Source organism: Streptomyces sp. MRC013 (assembly GCF_023614235.1).
Classification (GTDB): domain Bacteria; phylum Actinomycetota; class Actinomycetes; order Streptomycetales; family Streptomycetaceae; genus Streptomyces.
Genome location: NZ_CP094264.1, coordinates 1,903,127 through 1,921,071, shown reverse-complemented (window position 1 = coordinate 1,921,071; position 17,945 = coordinate 1,903,127). Strand labels below are relative to the sequence as shown.

Annotated in this window: 19 protein-coding genes and 3 pseudogenes; 15 read left to right on the top strand and 7 right to left on the bottom strand. The window is 75.7% G+C overall.

Features of this window, described 5'->3' with window-relative positions; genetic code table 11:
- The first annotated feature begins 1 nt into the window (after position 1).
- Positions 2–1,528 carry an NAD(P)H-hydrate dehydratase gene (locus LUW75_RS08520; RefSeq protein WP_250335079.1) on the top strand — a complete coding sequence of 509 codons (1,527 nt, stop codon included), beginning with the start codon at positions 2–4 and terminating at the stop codon, positions 1,526–1,528.
- Positions 1,529–1,559: 31 nt separating this feature from the next.
- Entirely contained in the window at positions 1,560–2,168 is a 609-nt protein-coding gene (locus tag LUW75_RS08515; protein WP_250335078.1) for an SMI1/KNR4 family protein, read from the top strand.
- 50 nt (positions 2,169–2,218) lie between these two features.
- On the opposite strand, the gene LUW75_RS08510 is transcribed toward LUW75_RS08515, so the two are convergent.
- The 4 genes and pseudogenes from LUW75_RS08510 to LUW75_RS08500 all read right to left on the bottom strand — a co-directional run.
- Positions 2,219–2,578, bottom strand: a complete 360-nt coding sequence (locus LUW75_RS08510; RefSeq protein WP_250335077.1) for a pentapeptide repeat-containing protein — start codon at positions 2,576–2,578, stop codon at positions 2,219–2,221.
- 71 nt (positions 2,579–2,649) lie between these two features.
- Positions 2,650–2,970 carry a hypothetical protein gene (locus tag LUW75_RS08505; RefSeq protein ID WP_250335076.1) on the bottom strand — a complete coding sequence of 107 codons (321 nt, stop codon included), beginning with the start codon at positions 2,968–2,970 and terminating at the stop codon, positions 2,650–2,652.
- A gap of 305 nt (positions 2,971–3,275) precedes the next feature.
- Entirely contained in the window at positions 3,276–3,404 is a 129-nt protein-coding gene (locus LUW75_RS24315) for a hypothetical protein (RefSeq protein WP_284453820.1), read from the bottom strand.
- A gap of 366 nt (positions 3,405–3,770) precedes the next feature.
- Positions 3,771–4,226, bottom strand: a pseudogene (locus tag LUW75_RS08500) (helix-turn-helix domain-containing protein); the annotation flags it as partial.
- Between the two features lie 257 nt (positions 4,227–4,483).
- Here LUW75_RS08500 and alr point away from each other — a divergent pair.
- From alr to LUW75_RS08480, 4 genes are all read left to right on the top strand, one after another.
- Positions 4,484–5,668: an alanine racemase gene (gene alr / locus LUW75_RS08495; RefSeq protein ID WP_250335075.1), complete on the top strand. Its 1,185-nt coding sequence runs from the start codon at positions 4,484–4,486 to the stop codon at positions 5,666–5,668.
- A 10-nt stretch (positions 5,669–5,678) separates the two neighbouring features.
- Positions 5,679–6,878 carry an alpha/beta fold hydrolase gene (locus LUW75_RS08490; RefSeq protein ID WP_462933708.1) on the top strand — a complete coding sequence of 400 codons (1,200 nt, stop codon included), beginning with the start codon at positions 5,679–5,681 and terminating at the stop codon, positions 6,876–6,878.
- Positions 6,879–6,888: 10 nt separating this feature from the next.
- Positions 6,889–7,413 (top strand): tRNA (adenosine(37)-N6)-threonylcarbamoyltransferase complex ATPase subunit type 1 TsaE, encoded by a 525-nt coding sequence (tsaE, locus tag LUW75_RS08485; RefSeq protein ID WP_250335074.1) that lies wholly within the window; start codon positions 6,889–6,891, stop codon positions 7,411–7,413.
- Between the two features lie 151 nt (positions 7,414–7,564).
- Entirely contained in the window at positions 7,565–7,753 is a 189-nt protein-coding gene (locus LUW75_RS08480; protein ID WP_250335073.1) for a hypothetical protein, read from the top strand.
- Between the two features lie 84 nt (positions 7,754–7,837).
- Here the strand turns inward: LUW75_RS08480 and LUW75_RS08475 are convergent, their stop codons facing one another.
- Entirely contained in the window at positions 7,838–8,416 is a 579-nt protein-coding gene (locus LUW75_RS08475) for a L,D-transpeptidase (protein ID WP_250335072.1), read from the bottom strand.
- 103 nt (positions 8,417–8,519) lie between these two features.
- Here LUW75_RS08475 and tsaB point away from each other — a divergent pair, with 103 nt between their 5' ends.
- From tsaB to LUW75_RS08450, 5 genes and pseudogenes are all read left to right on the top strand, one after another.
- Complete coding sequence (tsaB, locus tag LUW75_RS08470; RefSeq protein ID WP_250335071.1) at positions 8,520–9,173, top strand: tRNA (adenosine(37)-N6)-threonylcarbamoyltransferase complex dimerization subunit type 1 TsaB; 654 nt, start codon at positions 8,520–8,522, stop codon at positions 9,171–9,173.
- 20 nt (positions 9,174–9,193) lie between these two features.
- Positions 9,194–9,676 (top strand): annotated as a pseudogene (gene rimI, locus LUW75_RS08465) (ribosomal protein S18-alanine N-acetyltransferase); the annotation flags it as partial.
- 187 nt (positions 9,677–9,863) lie between these two features.
- Positions 9,864–10,958 (top strand): tRNA (adenosine(37)-N6)-threonylcarbamoyltransferase complex transferase subunit TsaD, encoded by a 1,095-nt coding sequence (tsaD, locus tag LUW75_RS08460; protein ID WP_250335070.1) that lies wholly within the window; start codon positions 9,864–9,866, stop codon positions 10,956–10,958.
- A complete protein-coding gene (locus tag LUW75_RS08455; RefSeq protein ID WP_250335069.1) occupies positions 10,955–11,230 on the top strand; it encodes a hypothetical protein in 276 nt (91 codons plus the stop codon). Before tsaD ends, LUW75_RS08455 begins: the two co-directional genes overlap by 4 nt.
- A 70-nt stretch (positions 11,231–11,300) precedes the next feature.
- Positions 11,301–11,981 carry a hypothetical protein gene (locus tag LUW75_RS08450; RefSeq protein ID WP_250335068.1) on the top strand — a complete coding sequence of 227 codons (681 nt, stop codon included), beginning with the start codon at positions 11,301–11,303 and terminating at the stop codon, positions 11,979–11,981.
- Here the strand turns inward: LUW75_RS08450 and LUW75_RS08445 are convergent.
- A complete protein-coding gene (locus LUW75_RS08445) occupies positions 11,911–13,113 on the bottom strand; it encodes a class I SAM-dependent methyltransferase (RefSeq protein ID WP_250335067.1) in 1,203 nt (400 codons plus the stop codon). The two genes, LUW75_RS08450 and LUW75_RS08445, sit on opposite strands and share 71 nt — an antisense overlap.
- Positions 13,114–13,205: 92 nt before the next feature.
- On the opposite strand from LUW75_RS08445, the pseudogene LUW75_RS08440 reads away from it, so the two are divergent.
- From LUW75_RS08440 to groL, 3 genes and pseudogenes are all read left to right on the top strand, one after another.
- Positions 13,206–14,172 (top strand): annotated as a pseudogene (locus LUW75_RS08440) (polysaccharide deacetylase family protein).
- 255 nt (positions 14,173–14,427) lie between these two features.
- Positions 14,428–14,736: a co-chaperone GroES gene (gene groES / locus LUW75_RS08435; protein WP_017949608.1), complete on the top strand. Its 309-nt coding sequence runs from the start codon at positions 14,428–14,430 to the stop codon at positions 14,734–14,736.
- A 118-nt stretch (positions 14,737–14,854) separates the two neighbouring features.
- Complete coding sequence (gene groL, locus LUW75_RS08430) at positions 14,855–16,483, top strand: chaperonin GroEL (RefSeq protein WP_250335066.1); 1,629 nt, start codon at positions 14,855–14,857, stop codon at positions 16,481–16,483.
- 102 nt (positions 16,484–16,585) lie between these two features.
- Here groL and LUW75_RS08425 read toward each other — a convergent pair whose 3' ends face one another.
- Positions 16,586–16,954: a YybH family protein gene (locus LUW75_RS08425; protein WP_250335065.1), complete on the bottom strand. Its 369-nt coding sequence runs from the start codon at positions 16,952–16,954 to the stop codon at positions 16,586–16,588.
- Between the two features lie 94 nt (positions 16,955–17,048).
- Between LUW75_RS08425 and LUW75_RS08420 the strand changes: the two genes are divergently transcribed.
- Positions 17,049–17,942: a LysR family transcriptional regulator gene (locus tag LUW75_RS08420; protein WP_250335064.1), complete on the top strand. Its 894-nt coding sequence runs from the start codon at positions 17,049–17,051 to the stop codon at positions 17,940–17,942.
- The last annotated feature ends 3 nt before the right edge of the window (positions 17,943–17,945 follow it).

The following is a 17,945-nucleotide window of genomic DNA, read 5'->3' as shown; positions in this document are numbered from 1 at the left end:
CATGCGTACCGCGTACAGCGTTCGAACCGTGCGGGCCGCCGAGGCCGCGCTGACGACCCGGCTCCCGGAGGGGGCACTGATGCAGCGGGCGGCGGCCGGACTGGCCGCCGCCTGCGCGGGACTGCTGCGGCGGGTGTACGGGGCGCGGGTCGTCCTCCTCGTCGGCGGCGGGGACAACGGCGGTGACGCCCTGTACGCCGGGGCGCGGCTCGCCCGGCGCGGGGCCCGGGTGACGGCGGTGGCGCTGGGCGCGCGGGTCCACGGGGGCGGGCTCGACGCGCTGGTGCGGGCCGGCGGGCGCCTCGCGGGCGACCCGTCCGCCGCGCTGGCCCGCGCCGACCTGGTCCTGGACGGCATCACCGGGATCGGCGGGCGGGGCGGGCTGCGCCCGGACGCGGTACCGGTCGTGCGGGCCGCGCGGGACTCCGGGGCGGTGGTGGTCGCCGTGGACCTGCCGAGCGGCGTCGACGCGGACACCGGCGCCGTCGACGGGGAGGCGGTGCGGGCGGACGCGACGGTGACCTTCGGGGCGTACAAGCCGGGGCTGCTGGTCGACCCGGCGCGGGAGTACGCGGGCGCGGTGCGGCTCGTCGACATCGGGCTGGGCGACCTGCTGCCGCCGCCCGACCTGGAGGCGCTCCAGCACGCCGACGTGGCGCGGCTGCTGCCGGTGCCGACGGCGGAGAGCGACAAGTACCGGCGCGGGGTCGTGGGCGTCGTCGCCGGGTCGGCGCGCTACCCGGGCGCCGCCGTGCTGGCCGTCGCCGGAGCGCTGTGCGGCGGCGCCGGGGCGGTGCGGTACGTGGGGCCGGCGGGCGGCGCCGTGCTGGCCCGGTACCCGGAGACGCTGGTCCACCCGGGGCCGCCGGGCGGGGCGGGGCGGGTCCAGGCGTGGGTGGTCGGGCCGGGGCTGGCGGACACGCCGGGCGTGCAGGACGCCCTGGCCTCGGACGTGCCGGTGCTGGTCGACGCGGACGGGCTGCGCCTCCTGGACCCGGCGGCGGTGCGGGCCCGTACCGCGCCGACCGTGCTGACCCCGCACGCGGGCGAGGCGGCGGCCCTGCTGGGCACCGGCCGCGGGGACGTGGAGGCGCGGCGGCTGGAGGCGGTGCGCGAACTGGCCGGGCGGTACGGGGCGACGGTGCTGCTGAAGGGCTCCACGACGCTGGTCGCCGACCCGGCGGCGGAGGTCCCGGTGCGGGTCAACCCGACGGGCACGCCGTGGCTGGCGACGGCGGGCAGCGGGGACGTCCTGTCCGGCCTGACCGGTTCGCTCCTGGCGGCGGGACTGGCCCCGCGGGACGCCGCCTCGGCGGGCGCGTACCTGCACGGCCTGGCGGCCCGCCGCGCCGCTTCGGGGGCGCACGGGGAGGGGGCCGCTCCCGTCGCCGCGGCCGCGCCGCTGACGGCCCACGAGGTGGCGGAGGCGCTGCCGGGGGCGTGGCGGGACGTGGTGGCGCGGGAGGCCGCGGACCGGGGCGCCGCGGGCGCACGGGGGTGGGGCCGCGCGCCGGCCGACGGGCCGTAGGATCTGCTCGTTCTCAGGGGTGGGAGGGATCGTGGGGGAGCACCCGCACGTCGCCGCGCTGGCGCGCATCATGCCGTCGGACCACGGGGCGGACGAACGCATCGACTGGGCGGCCGCCGAGGAGCGGTGGGGCGTCCGGTTCCCCGCCGACTACCGGGACTTCATGGCCCGCTACGGCGGCGGGTCCATCAACGGCGAGGCCACGGTACTGCTCCCGCTGCCGCAGGAGGGCCCCTGCTGGCCGCCCGCCGACCTCGCCGAGGAGACCGCGAACGTCCGGTACGCCCGGCGGTCGCTGGGCGGCCGGGACGCGCTGGACGCCGATCCGGAGGACCTCCTCGCCTGGGGCACCACGGCCGGGCCGGACATCCTGTGCTGGCTCACCGTCGACCCGGACCCCGACCGCTGGCCGGTCGTCGTGTGCGGACGCCACACCTCGCCGACGTTCGCCGTCCACCCCTACGGCATGGCGGGGTTCCTGCACCGGCTGCTGGCCGACGAGTACGACGACCCGCCGGTCAGCCTGGTCTTCTGGCACGACCCGCCGGTCCGCTTCGTCCACTGGCGGGAGGAGCAGCGCCGCTTCCTCGCGGGCCTCGACCGCGTCACCGGCGACCCGGACCCGTACGCCCAGCCGTAGGGGCGAGCCCCGACCTGCCGGGGGCCCCGCCCTTACGGGACCCTGCGGGGTCAGACCAGGGAAGGCAGCGTGCCGGGCGGCGCGGCACCCGTCAGCCTGCAGTCCCTCAGGACGACGCGGGTCAACTTGCCGCCGCTCCAGCGGACGGAACCGAGATCGCTGCCGACGATCTCGACGCCGTGCAGGCTCACGGCTTCGAATGCGACACGCTTCGAGCGGACGCCGGACACGCGGCCGGTGATGAGCCGGGTGTCGGCGAGTTCGAGCGAGCGCAAGTCGGCGTCCGAGTACGCGAAGTCCCGGACGATGCCGTGCGGGCTGTCCAGGGTCACGACGTTCGCCAGGTACAGGCCCGGCTCGTCCAACTCGGGGAGGGTGACGGTGACGTGGCCGAAGGTACGGGTGGCCATGCTGGTGCTCCTCATCGTGGTACCGGGGCGGCCCCGCCCGGCTGGCTGGGCCGCCCCGGACGGTGTGTCGGCTACTCGTTCTTCCAGTCGTCCCGGCTCGGCCGGTTCGTGATCACCGAACGCGGGACGGTCGCGAGCCGTGTGGTGCCGGGCACGGCGCTCCTCTCTTTCCGGGCGGAGTGGTGTGAATCAGCGGGCTGGACGTTGTCGGCTGCGGTGCTCCACTCGACGCCGCTCGCGGGCCGGATGTGGGCGACACGGACCACGCGGCCGTCGTGGTGGAGTTCGTGGGTGACGGCTGTCAGCACGCCCTCCCCACGCGACGCGACGTCGCGGACCTTCGTGTTCAGGAGCGGATGCCTCTCGTGGCCGTCGGCGCCGACCGGGTTCACGTTTCGGTCTCCCTCTGGTCCTCGGCCTCGGCGCGGCGCATGAACCTCTCCCAGCCGTCGGCCGCCCGCAGCCGCAGGGCCCGACCGGGGGCGCCGGCCGGGGCTCGGGGGCCGGGTGGACAGGTCCGCCGGCACCCGGCGTGCGGTGAGGAGGCGAAGAGGTGGTCACGGCCGTTCTCCTTCCGGCAAGGGCGCGTCCCGGCCCGGGCACGACAGCGTGCCCGGGCCACTTGAGGGGGAGCGCTCCCGGATGCCGTCCCCGGGGCACGGTGACCACCTTGGCGAGTGAGAGCTGTCCCTCCCGCTCACCGTTGGTGCTCCCGCGCCTTCTCGCGGCGCTCGATGAGCCGCTCGAGCTGCAGGTGATACAGCTCGACTTGCGCCGGGGTGAGGATGAGCAGCGACTCGGAGGTGCTCCCGTCCTCATGGCGCATCGTGACCGGTAGAACGGCCCGTTGTGCCCGAGCGTCGTACACCGCGTCGCGTCGTCGGGGGTCACGTGCGTGATCGGCACGCCGACGGGGCGCGGAGTGGTCCCGTCCGCTCTTGCGCGCCAGTCACCCCCGCCACCGGGCAACCGCAGGTGGTACGACTTCACGCCGTCGCTCGGCAGCTCGACCACGACCCCGATCTCACCGCCCTTTGCGAGGTCGAGGGCGAGGTCACCGAGTCGGGGGTGGAACGGGGCGCCCGTGCCTGACCCGGTGCCACGCGTGGAAGGTTGCTTGGAGGTCTGTTCGGCCATACCCCGAAGCTAGGAGCGGCCTACGGGCCGGATATGAACCGGAGGAATACCACCCTCATCCGTCGAGGTGAAAGCGGTCCGACATGCGGCGCAGCTTCTCGCGGGTGGCCGTTCGCTCGGCGTAGACGATGCTGCGCAGGGTTGACCGGGCGATGGGATGGTTGCGGATGAGTTGCGGCGCGACGCGTTCGGCCGTCTCCAGTTCCTTCCACGCCTTGTCGCGGTTCCCGTCCCACAGCCATGCCCGGGCGAGGTCCATGTGATGGTGTCCCTGACGGGAGTTGGGAAGTCCTGCGACCAGATCGCGGGGAATGCGCCGGTTTATGGCCAGGGCCTTGCGCTGCTCGCGCATCTCCAGTGCGACGCTGATCGCGTGAATCCGGACGTTGCCGGGTGAGAACGTGAGCGAATGCCGGTCGTAGACCGGGGGCCCGACGTACTCGCCCAACCGGTCGGCGGCCGTCCTCGCGTGTGCGATGCGGTCCTCGGCTTCGGCAGCGCGCCGCCCGCGTAGGCGCGCACCGGCGTCGCGGCCACGCGGTGCAGCTCCTGCCAGGTGCGGGGGCGTTTGGTCCCAGGTACTCGGCCATCGAGGCGAGGAAGCCGGGCACACTCCGCCATCAGCCTCATGAGCCGGTCCGCCGGCGGCCCGCGCGCCCGGTCGTACAGCCCGGCCACGGCCCGGAGGATGTGCCGCGTGGGGTTGAGGGGGTCGTCAGGGGGATGTGGAGCCCTGGGTTCCGGGGCGCACCTGAGACACTGGGCGCGATGAGTACGACACCGCAGCCCCGCGCCACCCGAGAGGCCGAGATCCCCGACACCCGCGCCCGCGCCGAGATCGACCTCGCCGCGCTCCGCGCGAACGTCCGCGCGCTGCGGGCGCGGGTCGAGCCGGGCGGCGCCCGGGTCATGGCGGTCGTGAAGGCGGACGCGTACGGGCACGGCGCCGTGCCGTGCGCCCGCGCCGCGCTCGACGCGGGCGCCGCCTGGCTCGGCACGGCCACGCCGCACGAGGCGCTCGCGCTGCGTGCCGCGGGGATCGACGCCCCGGTCCTGTGCTGGCTGTGGACGCCCGGCGGGCCGTTCCGCGCCGCCGTCGAGGCCGACGTGGACATCACCGTCAGCGGGCCGTGGGCCCTCGGCGAGGTCGTCTCGGCGGCGCGCGCCGCCGGCCGGCCCGCCCGCGTCCAGCTCAAGGCCGACACGGGCCTCGGCCGCAACGGCTGCCTGGCCGGCGACTGGCCCCGCCTCGTCGGCGAGGCCCTGGACGCACAGGCCGACGGCCACCTCCGGATCACCGGCCTGTGGTCCCACTTCGCCTGCGCCGACGAGCCCGGCCACCCCTCGATCGGCGCCCAGCTGGCGCGCTTCCACTCCATGCTGGAGTACGCGGAGAAGGCCGGCGCCGAGCCCGAGGTGCGGCACATGGCCAACTCGCCCGCCACCCTCACCCTCCCCGAGGCCCACTTCGACCTCGTCCGCACCGGCGTGGCGATGTACGGCATCTCGCCCGGCCCCGAGGTGGGCACCCCCGCCGACTTCGGGCTGCGGCCCGTGATGCGGCTGAGCGCCGGCGTGGCGTGCGTGAAGCAGGCGCCGCCGGGCCTGGGCGTCAGCTACGGCCACCACTACGTCACCGACCGCGAGACCAACCTCGCCCTCGTCCCGCTCGGCTACGCCGACGGCGTCCCCCGCCACGCCTCCGGCCGCGGCCCGGTGCTGCTGGGCGGGGCGGTGCGGACCGTGGCCGGCCGGGTCGCGATGGACCAGTTCGTCGTGGACCTGGGCGACGACACGGTCGAGCCGGGCGCCCGCGCGGTGCTGTTCGGGCCCGGCGACGACGGCGAGCCCACCGCCGAGGACTGGGCGCGGGCGGCCGGGACCATCGCGTACGAGATCGTCACGCGCGTCGGCGCGCGCGTGCCGCGTGTCCACCTGGACGAGCGGGGGTAGTGGGGGAGCCGTGACGGAGGCCGGTACGGGTACGGGGGCGGGCGCCGCCCCGGCGGCCGGCGCGGCCCTCGTGGAGGCGGGCGGCCGGGCCGCCGCCGGGGGCTGGCGGCGGCGCGCCGGGTTCGCGGGCGCGGCCCTCGGCGTGGTCGCGGCGAGCGCGGCCGCGGGGGTCGCCCTGGAGCGGCTCACCGTGGGCCGGGGCGTCCGCCGCGAGGCCCGCCTCGCCCTGGACGCCTCCGCCCCGTACGGCACCCTGCGCGGCACCCCGGGCACGGCCGTGGCCGACGACGGCACGGTCCTCCACTACGAGACCGAGGACCCCGGCGGCGCGGAGGCGCCCGGCTCCCCGCGCGCCACCGTCGTCTTCAGCCACGGCTACTGCCTCAGCCAGGACTCCTGGCACTTCCAGCGCGCCGCCCTGCGGGGCGTGGCGCGCGCCGTGTACTGGGACCAGCGCAGCCACGGGCGGTCCCGGCGGGGCGCCGGGCCCGTCTCCATAGACCGCCTCGGGCGCGACCTGAAGGCCGTCGTCGACGCGGCCGCGCCGGAGGGGCCCCTGGTGCTGGTCGGGCACTCCATGGGCGGGATGACCGTCATGGCGCTGGTGGACCAGTACCCGGAGCTCGTCCGGGACCGCGTCGCCGGCGTGGCGTTCGTCGGCACGTCCGCGGGGCGGCTGGCGGAGCTCACCTACGGCCTGCCCACGGCACCCGCCCAGGCCGTGCGGCGCGCGCTGCCCGGCGTCCTGCGGGCGCTCGGGGCGCGCGCGGAGCTGGTGGAGCGGGGGCGCCGGGCCACGGCCGACCTGTTCGCCGGGCTGGTCAGGCGGTACAGCTTCGGGGCGCGGGAGGTGGACCCGGTCCTCGCCCGGTTCGCGGAGCGGATGATCGAGGCGACGCCGATCGACGTGGTCGCGGAGTTCTACCCGGCGTTCGCCGAGCACGACAAGGCCGACGCGCTGACGGTCCTCGCCGACGCGGACGTCCCGGTCCTGGCCCTGGCCGGCGAGAGGGACGTGGTCACGCCCCGGTCGCACACCGAGGCCATCGCCGCGCTCCTGCCGGACGCGGAGCTCGTCGTCGTGCCGGACGCCGGGCACCTGGTGATGCTGGAGCACCCGCGGACGGTCACCGCGCGCCTCCTGGGGCTGCTGGTCCGGGCCGGCGCGCTCGCCCCGGACGCGGCGGGGGCCGAGGCCGGCACCGGTTAGGTTGGCCGGCATGGAAGCAGCGCACACCGACACGACGGGGACCGCCGGTCCCTCCGCCGCCACCGCCCGCCTCACCGTCCACTCGCCCGGGGAGATGCAGGAGCTCGGCCGCACCCTCGCCCGGCTGCTGCGCCCCGGCGACCTCGTGATGCTCACCGGCGAGCTCGGCGCCGGCAAGACGACCCTGACGCGCGGCCTCGGCGAGGGCCTCGGGGTGCGCGGCGCGGTCACCTCCCCGACGTTCGTCATCGCCCGCGTCCACCCCTCCCTGACCGGCGGCCCCGCGCTGGTGCACGTCGACGCGTACCGGCTGGGCGGCGGCCTCGACGAGATGGAGGACCTGGACCTCGACGTCTCCCTGCCCGACTCGGTGGTCGTGGTCGAGTGGGGCGAGGGCAAGGTCGAGGGGCTGACCGACGACCGGTTGCACGTGGTGATCCACCGGGCCGTCGGCTCCACGGACGACGACCGGCGCGAGGTGGTGCTGACCGGTGTGGGGGCGCGCTGGGAGGGCGTGGACCTCGTTCCGCACTGATCGGCCCGTCCGGGGCGCCGGGGGCTCCGTACTTTCCGACAAGACGTCGGCATGTTGTTGCGCCGCACCTCCGGGGCGTGGTCACATGGAGACCAACGCTGGTTAGGTCTACCTAACTCCCCCGTCCCGCCAGCGGAGCCAGGAGGCAACCATGCCGCAGCAGCCGGAACGGCGGCAGCCGTCGGAGGTGTCCATGCGCGACCTGCTGGCCTCCTGCGCCGCCGCGAACGCCGTCTCCACCCCGCCGGACCCCGCGCCCGCCCGGGAGCCGGCCCCGGCCGGCGGCGAGCCCGACGGGGCCGCCCGGCCGGAGGGGGACGAGGCGCCCCGGGCCGCGTGACCGCGGCCGCGCGGCCCGGCCGAGGGGCGCGTCCACGGCCCGGGCGGACGGGCCCGTGCGCCCGTCGGACGGGCCCCGCGCCCGTCAGGGGACGACGACGACCTTCACGTTGATCGTGGCGAACGCCCACAGCGCGCTGCCGTCCGCCCGCGCCATCCGCACCCCGCCCGTACGGCGGACCGGGTCCGGACGGGGCGTGGAGTCGTCGACGGCCGCGCTGAAACCGACCGTGATCCCCTCCACCGTCGCGAACCGCACCACGTGCTCGACCCGCACCCCGTCGGACCCGCGGGCCGCGCCCGACCGGGACGTCACGGCGTAGGTGCCGGGTGCCGGGCTGACCGCGCTCGGCGTCACCCGGAACGTACGGACGACCTCGCCGCCCTCGTCGACCAGCCAGACCCGCCGGTCGGCCAGCGCGTACACCACGCGCTCGCCCGAACCGGACTCCGGCGGCAGGGCCAGGGGGTCCTTCGCGGGCTTCCCCGACGCGCCCGGACCGGCGTGCCCGGCGGAGGCGGACGGCGACGCGGAGCCGGTCGCCTTCGTCCCGGACCGGAGATCCGCGGGGGCGGTGGCCGACGCCTGGTAGGCGAGGAGGCCGACCGCCGCGAGCGCCGCCGCCGTGAGCCCGGCGACCCATCCCGAGCTGCTCCCTGCCACGCTGCTCCACCTCTCGTACGACCGTACCGGTGTGACCGTAGCACCAGCGCCCGGCCGGTACGGGGGCGCCGTGCCCGCCCCGCGGGCGCCGTAGGCTGTTCGCGTGCTGTTGCTCGCCATGGATACCGCCACCCCCGCCGTCACCGTCGCCCTCCACGACGGGCGCTCCGTCGTCGCCCGGTCGGGCCGGGTCGACGCGAGGCGGCACGGGGAGCTGCTGCTGCCCGCCGTCCACCGCGTCCTGGGCGAGGCGGGCCTGGGGCCCGGCGCCGTCACGGGCGTCGTCGTGGGCGTCGGCCCCGGCCCGTACACCGGGCTGCGGGTCGGCCTGGTCACGGCGGCCACCTTCGCCTCCGCGCTCGGCGTCCCCGCCTACGGGCTGTGCACCCTCGACGGGCTCGCGTACGCCTCCGGCATCGACGGGCCGTTCGTCGTGGCGACCGACGCGCGGCGCAAGGAGGTCTACTGGGCCCGGTACGACGACCACCGCACCCGGGCGACCGAGCCGTCCGTCGACCGGCCCGCCGACATCGCGGACCGGGTGGCCGGCCTCCCGGCGGTCGGCGCCGGGGCGCGGCTGTACGGCGAGGTCTTCCCGGACGCCCGCGACCCCGAGCACCAGTCGGCCGCCGCGCTCGCCGCGCTCGCCGCCGAGCGGCTCGCGGCCGGCGAGGAGCTGCCGGAGCCGCGGCCGATGTACCTGCGCCGCCCCGACGCCCAGGTGCCGAAGAACTACAAGGTGGTCACGCCACGGTGACCGGGCCGGTGCTGCGCGGGATGCGCTGGTGGGACATCGCACCGGTGCTGGACCTCGAACGGGAGCTGTTCCCGGAGGACGCCTGGTCGGAGGGGATGTTCTGGTCCGAGCTGGCCCACGCGCGCGGCCCGCGCTCGACCCGGCGGTACGTCGTCGCGGAGGAGCCGGCCGACGGCGGGGGCGGCGCGCGCGCCGGGCGGATCGCCGGGTACGCGGGGCTCGCGGCGGCCGGTGGGCTCGGCGACGTCCAGACCATCGCCGTCGCCCGCGACCACTGGGGCACCGGGCTCGGCGCCCGCCTGCTGACCGAGCTGCTCCACCACGCCACCGCCTTCGAGTGCGAGGAGGTGCTCCTGGAGGTGCGGGTGGACAACACCCGGGCCCAGCGGCTGTACGAGCGCTTCGGCTTCGAACCGATCGGCTTCCGCCGCGGCTACTACCAGCCGGGGAACGTCGACGCGCTCGTGATGCGGCTGACCGTCCAGGACGCCGCCGAGGCCCCCGGTCCTGCCGGTCCTGCCGGCTCCACCGGTCCTACTGACCCCGCCGATCCCACCGGCCTCCCCGGCCCCACCGACTCCGTCGGCCTCCCCGATCCCACCGGCCCCGCCGGGACGCGCGGGACCGCCGGGACCGCCGGGACCGCCGGGACCGCCCCGACCACCGAGACCACTGAGAGCGCTGAGACCCATGGCTGACGAACCCCTCGTCCTCGGTATCGAGACCTCCTGCGACGAGACCGGCGTCGGCGTCGTCCGCGGCACCACCCTGCTCGCGAACGCCGTCGCGTCGAGCGTGGACGAGCACGCCCGGTTCGGCGGCGTCGTCCCCGAGATCGCCTCCCGGGCCCACCTGGAGGCCATGGTCCCGACCGTCGAGCGCGCGCTGAAGGACGCCGGCGTCTGCGCGCGCGACCTCGACGGCGTCGCGGTCACCGCCGGCCCCGGCCTCGCGGGCGCGCTGCTCGTCGGCGTCTCGGCGGCGAAGGCGTACGCCTACGCCCTGGGCAAGCCGCTGTACGGGGTGAACCACCTGGCCTCGCACATCTGCGTCGACCAGCTGGAGCACGGCCCGCTGCCCGAGCCGACGATGGCGCTGCTGGTCAGCGGGGGCCACTCGTCGCTGCTCCTCGCCCCCGACATCACCTCCGACGTCCGCCCCATGGGCGCCACCATCGACGACGCGGCGGGCGAGGCGTTCGACAAGATCGCCCGCGTGCTGGACCTGGGCTTCCCCGGCGGGCCGGTCATCGACCGGTTGGCCAGGGAGGGCGACCCGGCCGCCATCGCGTTCCCGCGCGGACTGACCGGGCCGCGCGACCCGGCGTACGACTTCTCCTTCTCCGGCCTGAAGACCGCCGTCGCCCGCTGGGTCGAGGCGAAGCGGAGCGCCGGTGAGGAGGTGCCCGTACGGGACGTGGCCGCGTCGTTCCAGGAGGCCGTCGTCGACGTGCTGACCCGCAAGGCCGTCCGCGCCTGCAAGGACCAGGGCGTCGACCATCTGATGATCGGCGGCGGCGTCGCCGCCAACTCCCGGCTGCGGGCCCTGGCGGAGGAGCGCTGCGAACGCGCCGGCATCCGGCTGCGGGTGCCGCGCCCCGGCCTGTGCACCGACAACGGCGCGATGGTCGCCGCGCTCGGCGCCGAGATGGTCGCCCGCAACCGGCCCGCCTCCGACCTGGGGCTGTCCGCGGACTCGTCGCTGCCGGTCACGGACCCGCACGTGCCGGGGCGCCACGGCCACGACCACCTGCACGAGACCGGTGGGGAGAACCTCTACCCGTGACGCTCACCCTGATGTGGGAGGCCCGGGCCCTCCCCGGCCGCGGCGCCGACCTCCTGGAGTGGGCCCGCGCCCAGCGCTTGCCCGCCGTACCGCTGCGGCGCGAGACGTTCACGGCGACGCAGGACCGGGTCCTGGTCCTGACCTGGTGGGACGCCCCGGAGGACGCCGTGGTCCCGGAGTTTCCGGAGCCCCCCGCCGGTCTGCTCACCCGGCCGGTCCACCGCTGGCGCTTCGTCTCGCACGGCGTCGGGTCCGGCCCCGCGGAGGGGTGACGGGGGCGGTTTCGGGCCGGACCAGGGGACCGGGCGGGGGCGGCCGGGCGGCGGTGTCTAGCCTTTCCCCGTGTCTCCCAACCGCCGTGCCCTGCCGCCGCCTCCGCCACCCCCGCACCTGAGTTGCTGGCCCGACCGCGAGGCGTCGCTCGCCGACCGGGACCGGGCCATGGGCGAGCTGCGCGAGCGGATGTTCGGCGGCGGCCGGCTGGCGGTGTTCCTGCTGTGGCTGCTGCTGATGGAGGCCGGCTGGGGGCTGGTCGGAGCCGCCGCCGTCGTGTTCGACGAGGCCCTGGGCGTGTTCGGCGTCGCCTTGTCCCTCGCCCTGGCCGGGCTGGGCGCCGGGGCGCTCGTCCCCGCCGTGTACTTCCAGGTCGGGGGCGTGCGGCAGGACCTGGAGGCGCGTCGGCTGTTCCTCCGGTGGGCCGCCCTGGACCGCGCCCCCGCACACGACGCCCGGCACCGGGCGCCCGGCGCGAGCCTGGTGTGGCTGCTCGTGTCGTTCGCCCTGTGCGCGGCGGGACTGGGGCTCTGCGTCGCGGTGCCCGCGTCGGCCCGGCCGGGCACCACCACGTACGCCGAGGTGGCGTACGGGATGGGCGCCGGGTTCCTGCTGTGGCTCACCGGGCTCGTCGGCGCGGCGAAGGCCGTCGGCCACTACCGGCTGGCCGTGCGGCTGCTCAGCCCCGGCCCTCCGGCGCCGCGGCGGGCCGGCCGACCAGCATCGTCGGCGCCCCCGCCACACGGGTGAGGAACACCGTCGCCGCGTGCGGCCCCTTCGGCTTCACCCGGCGGCGCACCTCCTCCGGCTCCACCGCCGAGCCGCGCTTCTTCACCGTCAGGACGCCCACCTCCCGCTCCCGCAGCAGCGCCTTCAGCCGCTTCAGGTTGAACGGCAGCTCGTCGGTGATCTCGTACGCGGCGGCGTAGGGCGTCGGGCGCAGCTCGTCCGCCGTGACGTACGCGATCGTCGGGTCGATCAGCCCGCCGTCCAGCCGCGCGGCGACCTCCGCGACCAGGTGCGCCCGGATCACGGCGCCGTCCGGCTCGTACAGGTAGCGGCCGACCCCCCGGACCGGCGGGGCGGGCGGCGTCGCGGACGCGGTCAGGGTCGCTCCGGACGGCAGCAGCGTCGCCCGCACGGAGCCGGGGGCCGTGCCGAACCACAGCACGGCCTCCTTCACGTCCCCGCCGTCGGAGACCCACTCCGCCCCGGCGTCCGGCGGCACCGCCTCGTGCGGGACGCCCGGCGCGACCTTCAGCGCCGCGTACGGGGCCCGGCGGGCCGCCTCCACCGCCCACGACAGGGGCGGCGAGTACGCCTCCGGGGCGAAGACCCTGCCCCGCCCGCCCCTGCGCGCCGGGTCCGCGAACACCGCGTCGTACCCGGACACGTCGACCTCCGTGACGTCGGCGCAGGCCACCTCGACCAGGTCGGCGAGGCCCAGCGCCTCGGCGTTGGCGCGGGCGACGGCCGCCGTGAGCGGGTCGCGGTCGACGGCGAGGACGGCGATGCCCGCGCGGGCCAGCGCCACCGCGTCGCCGCCGATCCCGCAGCACAGGTCCGCGACGCTCCGCACGCCGAGCCGGGCGAAGGCCTCGGCCCGGTGCCGGGCGACCGGGGCGCGTGTGGCCTGCTCGACGCCGTTCGGCGTGAAGAACATCCGGTGCGCGTCGTCGGCGCCGAACTTCGCCGCCGCCCGCTGGCGCAGCCGCGCCTGGCCGAGCGCCGCCGACACCAGCGCCGCGGGGTGGCTCCGGCGCAGCCGGGAGGCGACGGCCAGCTCCTGGGCGGGGTCGTGGTGGCGCAGGCCGGCGAGGAGGTCGCGGCCCTCGTCGGTGAGGAGCGCGGAGAAGGCGGCGAGATCGGTCACCCGTCCCATTCTGGCCCAGTGTGGGCCGGCCGGGGGACGGTGCCGGCCCGGCGGCGGTGTCGTCCGCGTCCCGGGGCGCCGCACTGACAGGATGCGGCGCCATGCAGCTAGTACGACAAAAGCGTCCATCATCGGTAAATAGGACCGGTCTACGGGTGGCTGCGGCCCTGCTTGCCGCCGCCCTGGGGACGGCCTGCGCGGCGGAGGGCACCGACCCGCCCGGAGCGGCGCCGTCGGCGGCGGGCCGGCACGGCCGCGAGGGCCGGCAGGCCCCGGAGGGGCGGGAGGGGGGCTCCCGCAGGCCCGGACCGGGTCCGGGGCGCTGAGCGCGTACGCGGAACGGTTCCGGCGGGCGCACGCGGCCCGTACGGCCGTCGCCCGGCGGTGGGGGCTGAAGCGGACGCCGCTCCTTCCGCCGGACCCCCGAAGATGAAGCCGAAGATCACCTTCCGTAAGGGTTTCGAGGTCGGCGACCCCGACCTCCCCCCGGTCTTCACCACCGTCCCCACCCGCGACCGCGTGGTGTTCCTGACCATCGACGACGGCGCGGAGAAGGACCCCGAACTGCTGCGGATGATGTCCGAACTGGACATCCCCTACAGCGCCTTCCTCAGCGACTACCTGGTCAAGGAGGACTACGGCTACTTCAAGCGCATGCAGGGCCTCGGCGTCGCCCTGCACAACCACACCCTCACCCACCCCTACATGCCCGCGCTGTCGTACGCGGAGCAGAAGCGCGAGATCTGCGGCCAGCAGGACGTGATCGAACGCCGCTACGGCAAGCGGCCCACGCTGTTCCGCCCGCCGTACGGCAACTACGACGCCGACACGCTGCGCGCCGCCCGCGACTGCGGCATCAAGGCCGTGCCGCTGTGGTCCGCCGAGGCGTTCCCGGACCGCATGGAGTGGCGCGAGTGGGACCGCGACCTGCACCCCGGCGACATCGTCCTCACCCACTTCCGGGGCCGCGGCGAGTGGAAGGGATCGATGGCCGACATGATCCGCCGGGCCGTGGACACCATCACGGCGCGCGGGTACGCGGTGGCCCGGCTGGAGGACTACGTGTGAGCCGCGACGCGCCCGCGGCGGAGATCCGTTCGACCTCCGTCGCACGTCAGTACCGGTGCGAGAGCGGCGCGCGACCCCGTGACTGGCACTCCGCTTGACCGAGTGCTAACCGCGGTCATAGTCTCGGCTCTGGCACTCCCCGCAGGAGAGTGCCAACACAGCGACGGGCAGGTCCGGCACCCGCGACGACGGATCCACCTGGTCGCCACCTCAGACAGTTGACCCCGTGAGATCTCCGAAGGGGGAGGTCGGATCGTGACGACCACCAGCTCCAAGGTTGCCATCAAGCCGCTCGAGGACCGCATCGTGGTCCAGCCGCTCGACGCCGAGCAGACCACGGCCTCGGGCCTGGTCATCCCGGACACCGCCAAGGAGAAGCCCCAGGAGGGCGTCGTCCTGGCCGTCGGCCCGGGCCGCTTCGAGAACGGCGAGCGCCTGCCGCTCGACGTCAAGACCGGCGACGTCGTGCTCTACAGCAAGTACGGCGGCACCGAGGTGAAGTACAGCGGCGAGGAGTACCTCGTCCTCTCGGCCCGCGACGTGCTCGCGATCGTCGAGAAGTAATCCACCACGTGCCGTGAACCGCGCCCCTGGCCCCCGCTGCTGTGCTGCCGCACGTGCGCCGGGCGGCGAGGGGCGCCGTTCCTTCTCCACCCAGTACCGAGAGGGCTGAATCGCTCCCATGGCGAAGATCCTGAAGTTCGACGAGGACGCCCGTCGCGCCCTTGAGCGCGGCGTCAACAAGCTTGCCGACACCGTCAAGGTGACGATCGGCCCCAAGGGTCGCAACGTCGTCATCGACAAGAAGTTCGGTGCGCCCACCATCACCAACGACGGGGTCACCATCGCCCGCGAGGTCGAGGTCGAGGACCCGTACGAGAACCTCGGCGCCCAGCTGGTGAAGGAGGTGGCGACCAAGACCAACGACATCGCGGGCGACGGCACCACCACCGCCACCGTCCTGGCCCAGGCGCTGGTCCGCGAGGGTCTGCGCAACGTCGCCGCGGGCGCCTCCCCGGCCGCCCTGAAGAAGGGCATCGACGCCGCGGTCAAGGCCGTCTCCGACGAGCTGCTCGCCACGGCCCGCCCGATCGACGAGAAGTCCGACATCGCCGCGGTCGCCGCGCTCTCCGCCCAGGACCAGCAGGTCGGCGAGCTGATCGCCGAGGCCATGGACAAGGTCGGCAAGGACGGCGTCATCACCGTCGAGGAGTCCAACACCTTCGGCCTGGAGCTGGACTTCACCGAGGGCATGGCCTTCGACAAGGGCTACCTGTCGCCGTACATGGTCACCGACCAGGAGCGCATGGAGGCCGTCCTCGACGACCCGTACATCCTGATCCACCAGGGCAAGATCGCCGCCATCGCGGACCTGCTGCCCCTCCTGGAGAAGATCATCCAGACCGGTGGCTCCAAGCCGCTGCTGATCGTCGCCGAGGACGTCGAGGGCGAGGCCCTGTCGACCCTGGTCGTGAACAAGATCCGCGGCACGTTCAACGCCGTCGCGGTCAAGGCCCCCGGCTTCGGCGACCGCCGCAAGGCGATGCTCGGCGACATGGCCGCCCTGACCGGCGCCACCGTCGTCGCCGAGGAGGTCGGCCTCAAGCTCGACCAGGTCGGCCTCGACGTGCTGGGCACCGCCCGCCGCGTGACCGTCACCAAGGACGACACCGTCATCGTCGACGGCGGCGGCAGGTCCGAGGACGTCCAGGGCCGCGTCGCGCAGATCAAGGCCGAGATCGAGACGACCGACTCCGACTGGGACCGCGAGAAGCTGCAGGAGCGCCTCGCGAAGCTCGCCGGCGGCGTGTGCGTCATCAAGGTCGGCGCCGCCACCGAGGTGGAGCTGAAGGAGAAGAAGCACCGTCTGGAGGACGCCATCTCCGCAACCCGCGCCGCGGTCGAGGAGGGCATCGTCTCCGGTGGCGGTTCCGCGCTGGTCCACGCCGTCAAGGTGCTGGAGGGCAACCTCGGCAAGGAGGGCGACGAGGCCACCGGCGTCACGGTCGTCCGCCGCGCCGCCGTCGAGCCGCTGCGCTGGATCGCCGAGAACGCCGGCCTCGAGGGCTACGTCATCACCTCGAAGGTCGCCGAGCTCGACAAGGGCCAGGGCTTCAACGCCGCCACCGGCGAGTACGGCGACCTGGTCAAGGCCGGCGTCATCGACCCGGTGAAGGTCACCCGCTCGGCGCTGGAGAACGCCGCGTCGATCGCCTCCCTCCTCCTCACCACCGAGACCCTCGTGGTGGAGAAGAAGGAGGAGGAGCCGGCGGAAGCGGGCCACGGCCACGGCCACGGCCACTCCCACTGACCCCCGGTCACCCCGCGCGGGCCGGCTCCGGCCCGGCCCGCGCACCACGAGGCCCGGTGCCCCCGCGAGGGGCGCCGGGCCCCGCCCGTCCCCCGGCCCGGCTCAGCCGCGCGGCGGCGTGAACTCCGGCTGGTCCAGCACCCGCAGCCAGCTCCCGTCGGGCTGGCGCCGCACCACCTGCGCCCGCGCCCCGGCACCGTCCCCCGGCGGCGTGGAGGTGAGCGCGACGTCGCCGCAGACGAGCGTCGGGAGCGGCGGCTCCGGCTCGAAGTGCGGCCGGTCGGCCAGCACCCGCTCCCACAGCGCGCGGATCGCCTCCCGGCCGACCGTCCGCCGCCCGGGCGGGTACGCGAGCACCGCGTCCTCCTCGTAGAGCGCGGCGACCCCGGCCGCGTCCCCGGCGTTCGACCGCTCCACGAACAGGCGGGTGAGGTCCTCGGGCCGCATGGCCTTCTCGTACTGCTCCGACATGGTCTCCTCCTGCACGGGACTCCGGACTCCAGCCTCGCCACCGGCCGTTCAGAAGTCCAACAGATGGTTCTGCTGGAAACTAGAATCACCAGTCATGGACCTGAGGCAGCTGGAGTACTTCGTCGCGGTCGCCGAGGAGCGGAACTTCACCCGCGCCGCGGAGCGGGTGCACATCAGCCAGTCCGGGATCAGCGCGCGGATACGCGGACTGGAGCAGGAACTGGGCGCGGAGCTGTTCGACCGGTCGACGCGCATCGCCACCCTCACCGCCGCCGGGGAGGCCGCCCTCGAACACGCCCGGGCCGCGCTCGCCGCCGCCGACGCGCTGGGCCGGGCGGTGGCCGGGGTGACGGGTCTGGTACGGGGCCGGCTCTCGCTCGGCATGGTGGTCGGCTGCACGCTCACCCCGCTGTTCGACGCCCTCGCCGCGTTCCACGGGGCGCACCCCGGCGTGGAGGTCCTGCTGCGGGAGGCCGACTCGGACCGGCTCGTCGCGGCGGTCCGCACGGGCGCCCTCGACCTGGCGCTGGTCGGCACCCCGGCCCCGCCCCCCGAGGGACTGGAGTCGCTGGTCCTCGCCAGCGAGCGGCTCGTCGCGGCCGTCCCGGCCGGGCACCCCCTGGCGGAGCGGCGGCGCCCCACCCTGCGCGACGTCGCCGCCCACCCGGTCGTCTGCATGCCGCCCGGCACCGGCCTGCGCGCCGTCTTCGACCGGGCCTGCGCCGACGCGGGGGTGCGGCCCGCCGTCACCCTGCAGGCCGGCGCGGCGGACGCCGTCGCCGACCTGGCCGCACGCGGCCTCGCCGTCGCCGTGCTCAGCGAGTCGATGGCGGCCCACCACGACGACCGGCTCACGGCCCGCGTCATCGAGGACGCCCGGGCGCCCGCGCTGCTCGCCCTGGTCTGGAAGAACACCCGGGACCCGGCGGTCCGCGCGTTCCTCGCCCACGGCCGCGAGGCGTTCCGCCCGAAGGACCCGGCCCGCTGACCC

Coding starts and splice junctions, on each gene's coding strand:
- LUW75_RS08520 (WP_250335079.1), top strand. CDS start 2: ATGCGTACCGCGTACAGCGTTCGAACCGTGCGGGCCGCCGAGGCCGCG.
- LUW75_RS08510 (WP_250335077.1), bottom strand. CDS start 2,578: ATGGCCACCCGTACCTTCGGCCACGTCACCGTCACCCTCCCCGAGTTG.
- LUW75_RS24315 (WP_284453820.1), bottom strand. CDS start 3,404: ATGCGCCATGAGGACGGGAGCACCTCCGAGTCGCTGCTCATCCTCACC.
- alr (WP_250335075.1), top strand. CDS start 4,484: ATGAGTACGACACCGCAGCCCCGCGCCACCCGAGAGGCCGAGATCCCC.
- tsaE (WP_250335074.1), top strand. CDS start 6,889: ATGGAAGCAGCGCACACCGACACGACGGGGACCGCCGGTCCCTCCGCC.
- LUW75_RS08480 (WP_250335073.1), top strand. CDS start 7,565: ATGCCGCAGCAGCCGGAACGGCGGCAGCCGTCGGAGGTGTCCATGCGC.
- tsaD (WP_250335070.1), top strand. CDS start 9,864: ATGGCTGACGAACCCCTCGTCCTCGGTATCGAGACCTCCTGCGACGAG.
- LUW75_RS08445 (WP_250335067.1), bottom strand. CDS start 13,113: ATGGGACGGGTGACCGATCTCGCCGCCTTCTCCGCGCTCCTCACCGAC.
- groL (WP_250335066.1), top strand. CDS start 14,855: ATGGCGAAGATCCTGAAGTTCGACGAGGACGCCCGTCGCGCCCTTGAG.
- LUW75_RS08425 (WP_250335065.1), bottom strand. CDS start 16,954: ATGTCGGAGCAGTACGAGAAGGCCATGCGGCCCGAGGACCTCACCCGC.
- LUW75_RS08420 (WP_250335064.1), top strand. CDS start 17,049: ATGGACCTGAGGCAGCTGGAGTACTTCGTCGCGGTCGCCGAGGAGCGG.